Consider the following 11,833-nt stretch of genomic DNA (forward strand, 5'->3'; position numbering starts at 1 on the left):
GGTAGGACAACGCCTGCGGCTACCTGATCTTTTTAACGGTTGGGGCATTCGCACCCTCAGCAGTACCTCCCCCGCCTACAATCCCATTGGCTATCACTTGGGGTCGGTCTGGCCCCACGATACGGCCCTCATTGCGCTGGGATTGCGGGCAATCGGCGAGAGTGACTTTGCCCTGACCTTGGTGGAGACACTCTTTGACATGGTGTGTCGCCAGCCGGATCTGCGCCCTCCGGAACTGTTCTGTGGCTTTGATCGTCAACATTATCCCCAACCGGTGCAGTACCCAGTGGCCTGTTCCCCCCAAGCTTGGGCCACGGGAAGTTTGTTTCAATTTATCCAAATCATGATCTGGCCCTTAGTGGATGCGCCCCAGGGCAAGTTTTTGTTGCAGCAGCCCCTGTTGCCCGCCAGTATCGAGGAACTCCACCTCCGCAATCTGCGAGTCGGCAACAGTCGTCTGCATCTGCGGCTCTGGCGCACGGGAGCCAGGGGCTGTGACTGGGAAGTGCACACTGGGTAACAAAGAGTAACTGAGACTAAGCGCCCTCGCTAAACTAGGGTTGGCGTCTTGTCAACGTCACTGTAATGAGGGCAACAGGATGACTCGAACCACGGCCTACGACATCTGGCGCGCCGGCCATCAGCCCCTGCGGCCTCTTTTTGCCCCCAAAAGTGTTGCCGTCATTGGTGCTACCGAAAAAGAAGGGAGTGTGGGGCGTACCCTGCTGTGGAATTTAATTCAAACCCCCTTTGGCGGAACGGTTTTCCCGGTTAACCCCCGCCGCAGTTCTGTGTTGGGCATTAAGGCCTATGGCAGTGTGACGGCTGTCCCCGAAGCGGTTGATCTCGCCGTGATTGCAACCCCAGCGGCCACGGTTCCCCAAGTCATCGCCGACTGTGCAGCAGCGGGGGTCAAGGGGGCAATTATTGTCTCGGCCGGGTTTCGGGAAGTGGGGGCAGCGGGTCTGGCGCTGGAGCAGGAGATTTTGAGGATTGCCCGCCAGGCGCGGATGCGCATTATTGGCCCCAATTGTCTGGGGGTCATGTGTCCACCCACGGGCTTAAATGCCACCTTTGCCGCCACAATGGCGCGATCGGGCCATGTGGGTTTTCTGAGCCAGAGTGGTGCCCTCTGTACTTCCATTTTGGATTGGAGCCTGCAGGAGAATGTCGGCTTTAGTGCCTTTGTGTCCATTGGCACCATGCTGGATGTGGGCTGGGGAGATCTCATTTACTACCTTGGCGATGACCCCCAAACCCGCTGCATTGTCATTTACATGGAATCTCTGGGGGATGCGCGATCTTTCCTCTCAGCGGCGCGGGAAGTGGCCTACGTCAAGCCCATTATCGTCATCAAAGCGGGACGAACTGCCGCTGCCGCTCAGGCCGCCGCTTCCCATACGGGGGCATTGATGGGATCCGATGCAGTGGTGGATGCGGCACTGGAACGCTGTGGTGTGCTGCGGGTGGAAACGATTGAAGATTTATTTGACATGGCCGAGGTGTTGGACAAGCAATCGCGCCCCAAAGGCCCCCATCTGACAATTCTCACCAATGCCGGTGGCCCCGGCGTTTTGGCCACCGATGCCCTGATTCGCGCCGGCGGCAAACTGAGTGCCCTCTCGCCGGCGACCCTCCAGGCTCTAGATCAGGTGCTCCCCGCCGCCTGGAGCCACGGCAACCCCGTGGATATTTTGGGGGATGCCACGGCCGATCGCTACCTCAAGGCACTACAACACTGTGAAACCGATGCCAATAGCGATGGTCTGCTGGTGGTGCTCACTCCCCAGGCCATGACCGATCCACTGGCGATCGCCCAAGATCTTGCCACCTACGCTAAAAGCCGCCCCAGTGGCGCCAAGCCTATTCTGGCCAGTTGGATGGGGGGCACCAGTGTCAAGGGAGGAGAAGCAATCCTCAATCAGGCGGGCATTCCCACCTATGCCTATGCCGATACCGCCGCCCGCATCTTTAGCTACATGTGGCGCTATAGCGACCACTTGCAGGCCCTCTATGAAACCCCCTCCCTTCCCCTCACCACCACCCCCCCAGATCGGGATTCGGTGAGTCAGCTTTTTGCCCAAGTGCGCGGTGAGGGGCGCAGCCTGTTGACCGAGTGGGAAGCCAAGGCAGTGCTGGCCGCCTACGGCCTGCCGGTGGTGGAAACCTGTATTGCCCGCAGTGAAACAGAGGCAGTGGCTGCCGCCGATCGCCTGGGATATCCTGTGGTGCTAAAGCTCTACTCGCCCACCATTACCCACAAAAGCGATGTGGGCGGTGTGGCGCTGAATCTCCCCGATGCCGCTGCGGTGATTGCCGCCTACCGACAGATTGAAAAAAATGTGACGATGGCCGCGGGAGCAGGTCACTTTGCCGGCGTCACAGTGCAGCCCATGATCCTTTGGCGGGGGTTTGAGCTAATTTTGGGCAGTTCCACAGACCCGCAATTTGGGCCGGTGATTCTTTTTGGCACAGGGGGCCAGTTGGTGGAAGTCCTGGAAGACACGGCGATCGCCCTCCCTCCCCTAAACACCACCTTGGCGCGCCGCCTCATTCAGCAAACCAAAATCTCCCGCGCCTTTAGGGGCGTCCGCGGCTGGCCGCCTCTGAATCTCAGCCTCCTTGAGGATTTACTGGTGCGCTTCAGCTTGCTGGTGGTGGAGCAGCCGTGGATTAAGGAAATTGACATCAACCCCCTTTTGGTGGCACCCCCCAACCGCCTGATGGCCTTGGATGCCCGCCTAGTGCTCCACAGGGACGAAAGTACGTTTGTCAAGCCGGCCATTCGCCCCTATCCCACCCAATACGTGAGTCCATGGCAGTTGCGCGACGGCACGCCGGTGCTGATTCGCCCAATTCGGCCAGAGGATGAACCCCTAATGCGCCAGTACCACGCTACCCTCTCAGAGCAGAGTGTCTATCTGCGCTATTTTCACCTCATGAAACTCTCCCAGCGGATTGCCCACGAGCGCTTGGTGCGCATCTGTTTTGTGGACTACGACCGCGAAATGGCGCTGGTGGTGGAGCGTCAAAGGGACGGTCAGCCGGAAATTATTGGCGCCGCTCGCCTCAGTAAGGATCACTTTAGCAATACCGCCGAGTTCTCCATGCTAATTAGCGATCGCTGGCAGCGCCAAGGCCTTGGCACCGAATTACTGCGCCGTTTAATCCAAATTGGCCGCGACGAAGGTCTCAGTGCCCTCCACGCCTACGTGCTTAAAGACAACGAGGGCATGGTTCGCATTTGCCGTAAATTGAACTTTGAGTTTACTGCCGGCGATGATCCCAGTCTTTGGTTAGTGCAGCTTGCCCTTGAGGAAACCCAAGGAGCATTGATATAGGACAATAGGTTCCGTTGAGTCTAATGCAGGCAGCGTGAACAAGGTAACCAAGATTGGGGTGATCGGCGGCGGTCAGTTGGCTTGGATGCTGGGACTGGCGGCCAAGGAAATGGGGCTGAGCCTTTGGGTACAAACACCGGCGGCCACCGATCCGGCCGTGGCGGTTGCGGACGGCGTCTGCTATGGGGCAATCGCCGATGGGGCAACAACTGCACAACTGGCAGCGCAGGTGGATGTAATAACTTTTGAAAATGAGTTTGTGGATCTAGAGGAACTGCAGTCCCTTGAACAGCAGGGGGTTTGCTTTTCTCCCCGTCTTGCCTCCCTCGCCCCCCTGTTGGACAAGTACCAGCAGCGCCACTTTTTGCAGAAGCTGGGGCTTCCTGTACCGCCCTTTGCCTATCTTGGCGATCGCCCCCCGACGTTTCCCTGTGTGGTTAAGGCCTGTCGCCACGGCTATGACGGCCAAGGCACATTTATCCTCCCCGATGAGCAGGCGTGGCAGCAGTTTCACCAGCGCTGGCCGGAGAGGCCGCCTCAAGGGTTTTTGGTGGAGGCCTTTGTCCCCTACGTTAAGGAATTGGCAATCATGGCAGCGCGATCGCCCCAAGGGGAAATTGCCCTTTACCCAGTTGTGGAAACCCGGCAGGTGGATGCCATCTGTCGGCACGTGATTGCCCCTGCCTTCGTTGACCCCCCAGTGAGGGAACAAATTGAGGCCATGGCTCGCCAAATTCTGACTGCCCTTGAGGCCGTGGGCGTTTTTGGCATCGAATGTTTCCTGACCGCCAGCGGTGAGGTACTGGTGAATGAAATTGCTCCCCGTGTCCACAATTCTGGCCACTACACCATTGATGCCTGTGTCACCAGTCAGTTTCAGCAGCACTTGCGTGCCATTAGTGGCCAACCCTTGGGCAGTCCCGCTATGCAGGTACCGGCGGCGGTGATGGTGAATTTGTTGGGCCTAGCGGCACCGCAGGTGGACTATGGAGCAAAACGCGAGGCTTTGGCTGCTCTCCCCCAGGCGCACCTGCACTGGTATGGTAAATGTCAAGCCTACGCGGGTCGCAAACTGGGTCATGTCACTGTCCTGTTGCCAGAACCGCAGGCAGCGCTACCCATGATCCAGCACATTGAAGCCCTCTGGTATGGTGCTCCTGTTGCTGTGTAAACATTTCTGCTGATGTCTCCTCACCCCTTTCCGCAGCCCCTCGACCGGGCTGCCTTAGGCGTATTCTTTACGGCGGTTGTCTTGACCCTTTTGCTGTTGGGGGCAGGGGATCGCACCCAAGCCCAGGTGCGCGATTTCAGCTGGCAAAACCGCGATGTGGGGGCCGAGGATCGCGCCTTTATCCTCTCCTTTAACCGGCTGATGGATTGGTCGTCCGTAGTGGAACATCTCAAGATTGAGCCACCCCTTGAGGGCAAGGCCAGTTGGTCGGGGCGCCGCTTTGCCTATACCCTGAAGCAGCCAATTCCCTATGGTCAAACCTTCAAAGTCTCCCTAGAAGGCGCGGTTTCGGTGCCCCAGGGCAAACCCATGAAACCCTTCCAGGGGCAGTTTCGCAGTCGCGATCGCGTGCTGGTGTATCTTGGTTCGGGGGTGGAAGAGGGGCGATTAATCCTCTACAACCTGACGTTGCAGCAAAAAACTTTTCTGACGCCCCCCAATCTGCGAGTCTTTGACTTTCAGCCCTATCCGGCGGGCGATCGCATTCTCTTTAGTGCGGGCGAACGGGGCGAGCAAATGGGCTTTGACCCCCAACTGTACACCGTCACCACTGGGCTATCCTTTAACGCCCCCGATGCCCCCCGCCGCCAACCGCGACCTGCAGGTGAAATTTCCCTGATCCTCGACAACAGCGAGTACCAGAATTTGCGCTTCCAGTTGGCCAATGATGGCAGCAAAATTGTTGTGCAGCGGGTAAATCGTCTGCAGCCGGCAGACAGTTCCCTCTGGCTCCTTGATGAACATTTTCAACCCCGTCGGCTCAATCAAGCGGCCGCTGGCGATTTTCGCATTGCGCCCGACAACCAACATTTAATTATTGCCCAAGGGCAGGGGCTGGCGATTGTCCCCCTAGACCCTGGCAATAGCAAGAGTGACTTTGACTTTTTGCCCCAGTACGGCATGGTGCTGGACTTTAGCCGCGATGGACGCCAAGTGGCAGTGGTGAAGTTTAACCCCAATTTCTCGCGATCGCTCTATGTGGTGGATCTCTTTGGGGAACACCGGGAGCTGCTGACCATCCATGGCTCCATCATTGCCGGTCAATTTGACCCCAAGGGGGAATTTCTCTATCTCCTCCTCACCCACCTTGAAGGGGAAGGCAACAGCCGCGAAATCCCCTACCTTGCCCTTTTGGATTTGAAAACCAAGGCCCTGTTCAAGCTCAAGGATTTTGACCCGCAACAGGAACTGTACCTCAGCTTGTCGCCCGATGGTCGTATGCTGGCTGTGGACTCTGTGGAGGGGCGCACAATGCCGGAGGAAGTGAATAATAGTGATTTGTACAGCGACACTGCACCGCCTAACCCCAACCCCAATGCTTTGGCAGAGCTGCCCGGTAACCCCCAAGCGTCACCGCCGCCAGTCCATCAACTGCCCCCTCAACAGCATCAAATTTGGCTTTTTCCCCTAAAATCAGATCCAGACAAAGTTGTCGTGGGGATGCCAGAGCCTTTGGCACCCGGCTTGCAAGCACGGTGGTTACCTTAACAATGGCAGTAGCAACTGGTCGGGTTGTTCTCAATCACTCTACCCATATTGAAGGTCTCATTCCCGTTCTAGAAAAGTTGGCCAAGGTGGCGGGGATTACGACACTGACCCCCGGTGTCATTGCCCCTGTCAAGGGTAAATCCCCCCATCTCCACCTGCGGGTCTCGGTGCCCATCAAGGGGGGGTTTAAGCTGATTGCGCGGCGCGGCAAAACCGTGCAGGAAGTCTTTGTGGTCACCCGGCTCAGTGAAGCCGAGTTGAAAGCAGCCATTGATGCCGTGCTGGCCTCTAAGTAAGCCATGCTCAAATCCATTGGCCAATGCCTAGGGAATGACACCAGCCGTTTAATTTTGCGACGCTTAGGGGAAGCCCTCATCACATTGCTTTTGGCCTCTGCATTGAGTTTTGCCATCATGCAGTTAGCGCCAGGGAACTATCTGGACAATCTTAAGGCGGATCCACAGATTTCCCTGGAACGCTTGCAGGAATTGGAGCGACAATTTGGTCTTGATAAGTCCCCCGTAGAGCAATACTTTCGCTGGCTGTGGCAGATCATTCGCCATGGCAACTTCGGCACCAGTTTTGTCTATCAGCGATCGGTGGCATCGCTATTGTGGGAGCGGGTACCCGCTACCCTACTGCTCTCTTTTAGCTCTATTCTCCTGACATGGGGATTCGCCATTCCCCTGGGAATTTGGGCAGCGGTGACCCAAGATCGCTGGAGCGATCGCCTGCTGCGGGTCATCAGCTACATTGGCCAAGGGTTTCCCAGTTTTATTACCGCCTTACTGCTGTTGTTTTTAGCTCAGAGTACCCCCTTGTTTCCCGTCGGTGGCATGACCAGCCTCTTTTACGACGACTTACCGTGGTGGGGCAAGGTACTCGACATTGGCTGGCATTTGATTTTGCCGACGGTTGCCCTCACCCTCACCAGTTTTGCGGGGTTACAACGGCTGATGCGCGGCAATTTACTGGATGTCCTGCGACAAAACTACATTCAAACGGCACGCGCTAAGGGACTCCCCGAATCACGGGTGATCTATGTCCATGCCCTGCGCAATGCCGTAAACCCCTTGATTACGCTCTTGGGCTTTGAATTTGCCAGCCTCCTCAGCGGCGCCTTTATTGCCGAGTTTTTCTTTAACTGGCCGGGTCTGGGGCGGCTGATTTTACAGGCAGTTACTGCCCAAGATATTTACGTGGTGATGGCGAGTCTGATGATGGGGGCAGTGATGTTGATTGTCGGCAACCTCCTGGCAGATTTGCTCCTGAAGTGGGCTGATCCCCGCATTCGGCATTGATGGAAATAAAAGTTTACATAAACCTAGAGGTGAATCCTAACTTTTTGGGTGGCCTAGGGCCTTCGTACACGAATACTTTTGCAAAAGCTAGGTGCCATAGGGATACAAGTTCCCCTCGGCAGGCAAGCCGGAGGTAAAACTAGAAAGCTTGACTATTCCAGTTACAATTGTAATTTCTACAGTGCCCGTTACTGGATTTGCTGGGTTGTTAGGCTGGGGGACAACTGCTACAACTGTTATTGCTATGCCGGCTCGGTATAGCAGCAGCTTCCTTTTTTGGATTAAACCGGCCACGCAGGAGAAACCTCGAATGAAACGTCGATCTTTACAAAGCTCTTCACAAAGCCGAATTCTGGGATAATGGATAGAAAAACAATCTGAGGCAGTCAGCCATGGGCTTGAACGTGGTTCATCTAGTGGGCCGTGTCGGCACCGATCCGGAGGTGCGCTATTTTGAGTCGGGAAGTGTGAAGTGCCGGCTAACGTTGGCAGTGAATCGCCTGAGCAAGGAGGATCAACCCGATTGGTTTAACTTAGAAATTTGGGGCAAAACAGCTCAGGTGGCTGCTGATTATGTGCGCAAAGGAACCCTGTTGGGCATCAAGGGCAGTCTGAAGTTCGATCGCTGGCAAGACCGCACCACGGGAGCCGAGCGCTCCTCGCCGGTGATTTTGGTTGAGCGCATGGATATTCTCAGTTCAAAGCGGGAGACGGATCCCGGTGCCGTTCCAGCGGGCTATGTGCCAGAAATGTAGGGATACAATCAGGGTACGAGTGCCTTCAATAACGTTATCCCTATAGCTGCTGCCATGCCCAATCCTGCCCGAGATTTTTGGCAGTCCATGACTCAGACCGTCACCCAAGCGGTGCAAACGGTACAGTCTCGATTTGATTGGCAACAGGTCTCCCTGCGGGAAAATGCCCGCACCCCCGAACTCTGGGTAGAGTTCAAAGGTCAACGCCAAGTCTTTCCCCTGGTGGGCGATCGCTACATTATTGGCCGTAGTCAGAGTCGTGCCGATATTATTATTGACGCAGAGATTGTCAGTGGCACCCATGCCCGCCTAAAACGGCTCACCCCCACAGGGGTCTTTCAGATCCAAGACTTAGATTCCACCAATGGCATCTATCGCCAACGGCAGCGTTTCCAAACCGCTGAGCTTCACCACGGCGATGTCATTACCCTTGGCCCCCCAGAGGTCAAAGGCGCCGTTACCCTCCGCTTCCACAATTCACCCCCCCCTTTGGTTCACGGTCTCATCTACAGCATTTGGGGGGTGATCGGCATCAGTGTCCTAGGGATAGGCTTGCTGACTGTGGAAGCCAACAAAGTGGCGGTACGTCCCCTGCCTCCAATGGAGCAAGGGCCAATTATTCTCCTCGATCGCCAAGGGGAACTGATCAATCCAGTGGACGATCGCCCCCACCGCGAACTGCAGCGTCTCAATGACTTTTCCCCTTACCTGGTGCATGGGGTTTTGGCCTCTGAGGATGCTCGTTACTACTGGCACTTCGGCGTCGATCCCTTGGGCATGGTGCGAGCCGCCCTCACCAACCTATTCACCCGCCAAACACGGGAAGGGGCAAGTACCCTATCGCAACAATTGGCACGCACACTCTTTCGTTCCCATGTGGGGATGGATGAAAGCCTCGGCCGCAAGTGGCGGGAAATGGCAGTTGCCCTCAAGCTGGAATTTTTCTACAGCAAGGAGGAGCTGCTTTTGGCCTACCTCAACCGTGTCTATTTGGGCATGGGAAATCGCGGCTTTGAGGATGCGGCTCAATTCTACTTTGATAAACCCGCCAAAGACCTAACCCTCAACGAAGCCGCCACACTGGTGGGGATTCTGCCTGCGCCCAACCGTTTTAATCCTGTGCGCGACTACGATGCGGCGGTGGAGTATCGCAATCGGGTCATTTTGCGCATGGTGCAACAGGGCTACATCAGCAAAGAAGAGGGCGATCGCGCCCGCCGCTCCCGCATTGAAATTAGTCCCAAGGCGCGGGAATTGCTCACCTCTCAGCGCTTTCCTTACTATACGGATCATGTCTATCAGGAACTTGCCCAACTCCTCGGTGAAACCCTTGCCCAGGAGGGCAACCTGATTGTGGAGACAGGTCTAGACCCCCGCTGGCAAACCCTTGCCGAATCGAGTCTGCGCAATTTCGTAACCACCACTGCCAGCAGCTATGGCGTCAGTCAAGGGGCATTAATTACTCTTCAGCCCAGCAGTGGTTTGATTCTGGCCCTTGTGGGGGGGGTGGACTACCAAAAAAGCCAATTTAACCGCGCTACCCTTGCCCTGCGCCAGCCGGGTTCTACCTTCAAGGTGTTCGTTTATACCCAGGCCCTCTTAAAAGGCCACACGGCCGGTGAAACCTTTTCCTGCGCCCCAGTGTTCTGGGAAGGGCAACAGTTTGAAGGCTGCCGTGGCGGAGGTGGTGCAATGGATTTGGCCACGGGTCTAGCCCTTTCTGAAAACCCCATTGCCTTACGCCTCGCCCAAACCGTTGGCTTAGAAGCCATCATTCAATTGGCAAGGGCGATGGGAATTGTGAGTCCGCTGCAAGCGGTGCCCGGCCTTGTTCTCGGCCAAAGTGAGGTCACTCTCTTGGAAATCAGTGGTGCCTTTGCTGTGCTCGCCAATGGGGGACAGCGCATTCCCCCCCATACCATTCTGGCGGTGCGCGATGGCGGTGATTGTAAAAATGCAGATGACTGGCAGACCTGTCGCCTTATCTATGCCGCAAGGGATGCATTACCTCAACGGGTTCTCGACCCCGCGATCGCCAATGAAATGACCCATCTCCTCACTGCTGTGGTGAGCCGGGGAACGGGTCGTGCTGCTGCCATTAGTCGTGCAGTCGCCGGTAAAACCGGCACCACCAATGATGGTCGTGATCTTTGGTTTATTGGCTACGTCCCCAGCGCCGATCTTCTCACGGGCATTTGGCTGGGCAATGATGACAATAGTCCGACCCAAGGCAGTAGTGGTCTGGCTGCCGCCCTTTGGGGTGAGTATATGGGGCGCGCCTTAGATTAGTTTTCTTTTGGGAAAAAGCGCACTGCTGCCGCTGCAACTTTTACCGCAGTACCAATGGGAATATCCACAGCAAGGGGCTGGCGGGCATGGAGTTCTTTGCCACAGGGCAGTTGAATGCAGTAGCGATACTCGCGACCAAGAAACTGGCGATCGCGAACCACAAGGCAACTGGTGGCCTCTAGATCGGGCTGCAACTGGAGATCTTCTTCCCGAATCATCACTTCCCCTTCTCCCCTAGGCAGCGCTTCTAAAAGGGGAAATGTCCCCACCTCCGTGTGCACCTGAGACCCTTCCACAGAGGCGGGCAAAAAATTAGCTTGGGTAATGAAACTGGCCACAAACCGTGAAGCCGGCCGGCAATAGATCTCTTCAGGGGAACCCACTTGCTCAATCTTGCCTTGGCGCATGACCGCCAGGCGATCCGACAGACTCAGGGCTTCCTCCTGATCGTGGGTAACAAAAATTGCCGTTGTTCCTGTGCCCTTGAGAATCGTGCGCAATTCTTCCCGCAGGTGCAGGCGCCCTTGGGCATCGAGATTGCTGAGGGGTTCATCGAGAAGAATCACCGCCGGTTGAGGGGCGATCGCCCGTGCCAAGGCCACTCGTTGCTGCTGCCCACCCGACAGCTCGTGGGGGTAACGTTTTTCCATCCCCTCCAGATGCACTAAAGCCAAAACCGCCGCCACTCGCTCCTGAATTTGCCTTTTGCTGAGGCGTTGTTGTTGCAAACCAAAGGCAATGTTCTCGGCCACCGTCAAATGGGGAAAGAGGGCAAAGTCCTGAAAGACCATGCCCAAGGACCGTTGCTCAGGGGGCACAAAGACATTTGCCGCTGCCACACAGCGATCGCCCACCCTAATTTCGCCGGCATCTGGCCTGTCCAGACCCGCAATTAAGCGCAGTAGCGTTGTCTTGCCGCAACCGGAAGGTCCCAACAGCCCCAGAATTTCCCCCTCATGAACCCAGAGGCTAACATCGCGAATCGCCGTAAAGCGGCCAAAGGATTTATATAAGTGCTCAACGCGGACGGCTGTTTGAAGCCTTGGCATCAAGGAAAGTGTGGTCATAATCGCCCAGAACGTCAGTCTTTGCAATCAAGCAAGCGAGGAAGCACCCACTGCATCAGGAATGATTTGCAGTAAAACTCCTGTCTGAAGTAGGGGGTAGGTGAAGGCATGAAAACGCCACACCACACTTGCTTTTGCAGTGTTAAGCCCATTCCGTCCCCCTGAGAAGGACTGGGGGCAGTGCTCCCCCTATTCTGGCACAAAAGCTCTCGCTTGTTGCAGAGATTTTGCAATTGCTACAACGACTTTCTAGGTTGCCGCCCCAGCTAGCTGGCATTGAGAATTCGCTGCACAATTTGCAGACCCGTCACCGCCTGCCAGCCAAAGAGGATGACCAGAAACAGATTCAAGGTCATGTGCA

General features: G+C 56.1%; 8 protein-coding genes and 2 pseudogenes. 8 read left to right on the forward strand and 2 right to left on the reverse strand.

From position 1 onward, the window contains the following. The 8 genes and pseudogenes from Q0683_RS10470 to Q0683_RS10505 form a co-directional block, all read left to right on the forward strand. Nucleotides 1-520, forward strand: a pseudogene (locus tag Q0683_RS10470) (amylo-alpha-1,6-glucosidase); the annotation flags it as partial. A 79-nt stretch (nucleotides 521-599) separates the two neighbouring features. Then, nucleotides 600-3,341: a bifunctional acetate--CoA ligase family protein/GNAT family N-acetyltransferase gene (locus Q0683_RS10475; protein ID WP_298977622.1), complete on the forward strand. Its 2,742-nt coding sequence runs from the start codon at nucleotides 600-602 to the stop codon at nucleotides 3,339-3,341. Between the two features lie 34 nt (nucleotides 3,342-3,375). After that, nucleotides 3,376-4,512 carry a 5-(carboxyamino)imidazole ribonucleotide synthase gene (locus tag Q0683_RS10480; protein WP_298611361.1) on the forward strand — a complete coding sequence of 379 codons (1,137 nt, stop codon included), beginning with the start codon at nucleotides 3,376-3,378 and terminating at the stop codon, nucleotides 4,510-4,512. 12 nt (nucleotides 4,513-4,524) lie between these two features. Further along, nucleotides 4,525-6,060: a hypothetical protein gene (locus tag Q0683_RS10485; protein ID WP_298617352.1), complete on the forward strand. Its 1,536-nt coding sequence runs from the start codon at nucleotides 4,525-4,527 to the stop codon at nucleotides 6,058-6,060. A 2-nt stretch (nucleotides 6,061-6,062) separates the two neighbouring features. After that, nucleotides 6,063-6,356: a DUF2103 domain-containing protein gene (locus Q0683_RS10490; protein WP_298611355.1), complete on the forward strand. Its 294-nt coding sequence runs from the start codon at nucleotides 6,063-6,065 to the stop codon at nucleotides 6,354-6,356. Nucleotides 6,357-6,359: 3 nt separating this feature from the next. Then, the gene (locus tag Q0683_RS10495; RefSeq protein ID WP_298611352.1) at nucleotides 6,360-7,361 is read left to right on the forward strand and encodes an ABC transporter permease; all 1,002 of its coding nucleotides are present in this window, start codon (nucleotides 6,360-6,362) and stop codon (nucleotides 7,359-7,361) included. A gap of 392 nt (nucleotides 7,362-7,753) precedes the next feature. Further along, entirely contained in the window at nucleotides 7,754-8,116 is a 363-nt protein-coding gene (locus Q0683_RS10500; protein WP_298611349.1) for a single-stranded DNA-binding protein, read from the forward strand. 54 nt (nucleotides 8,117-8,170) lie between these two features. Further along, nucleotides 8,171-10,405 carry a transglycosylase domain-containing protein gene (locus Q0683_RS10505; RefSeq protein ID WP_298611346.1) on the forward strand — a complete coding sequence of 745 codons (2,235 nt, stop codon included), beginning with the start codon at nucleotides 8,171-8,173 and terminating at the stop codon, nucleotides 10,403-10,405. On the opposite strand, the gene Q0683_RS10510 is transcribed toward Q0683_RS10505, so the two are convergent. Further along, nucleotides 10,402-11,472: an ABC transporter ATP-binding protein gene (locus Q0683_RS10510; protein ID WP_298611343.1), complete on the reverse strand. Its 1,071-nt coding sequence runs from the start codon at nucleotides 11,470-11,472 to the stop codon at nucleotides 10,402-10,404. The genes Q0683_RS10505 and Q0683_RS10510 overlap by 4 nt on opposite strands. 266 nt (nucleotides 11,473-11,738) lie before the next feature. Further along, a pseudogene (locus Q0683_RS11070) lies at nucleotides 11,739-11,833 on the reverse strand (DUF4079 domain-containing protein); the annotation flags it as partial.

Source organism: uncultured Thermosynechococcus sp. (genome assembly GCF_938074695.1).
Taxonomy (GTDB): Bacteria; Cyanobacteriota; Cyanobacteriia; order Thermosynechococcales; family Thermosynechococcaceae; genus Thermosynechococcus.

Excerpts from the sequence above, each read along its gene's own strand:
- Q0683_RS10475 (WP_298977622.1), top strand. The coding sequence starts at position 600 with ATGACTCGAACCACGGCCTACGACATCTGGCGCGCCGGCCATCAGCCC.
- Q0683_RS10485 (WP_298617352.1), top strand. The coding sequence starts at position 4,525 with ATGTCTCCTCACCCCTTTCCGCAGCCCCTCGACCGGGCTGCCTTAGGC.
- Q0683_RS10490 (WP_298611355.1), top strand. The coding sequence starts at position 6,063 with ATGGCAGTAGCAACTGGTCGGGTTGTTCTCAATCACTCTACCCATATT.
- Q0683_RS10495 (WP_298611352.1), top strand. The coding sequence starts at position 6,360 with ATGCTCAAATCCATTGGCCAATGCCTAGGGAATGACACCAGCCGTTTA.
- Q0683_RS10500 (WP_298611349.1), top strand. The coding sequence starts at position 7,754 with ATGGGCTTGAACGTGGTTCATCTAGTGGGCCGTGTCGGCACCGATCCG.
- Q0683_RS10505 (WP_298611346.1), top strand. The coding sequence starts at position 8,171 with ATGCCCAATCCTGCCCGAGATTTTTGGCAGTCCATGACTCAGACCGTC.
- Q0683_RS10510 (WP_298611343.1), bottom strand. The coding sequence starts at position 11,472 with ATGACCACACTTTCCTTGATGCCAAGGCTTCAAACAGCCGTCCGCGTT.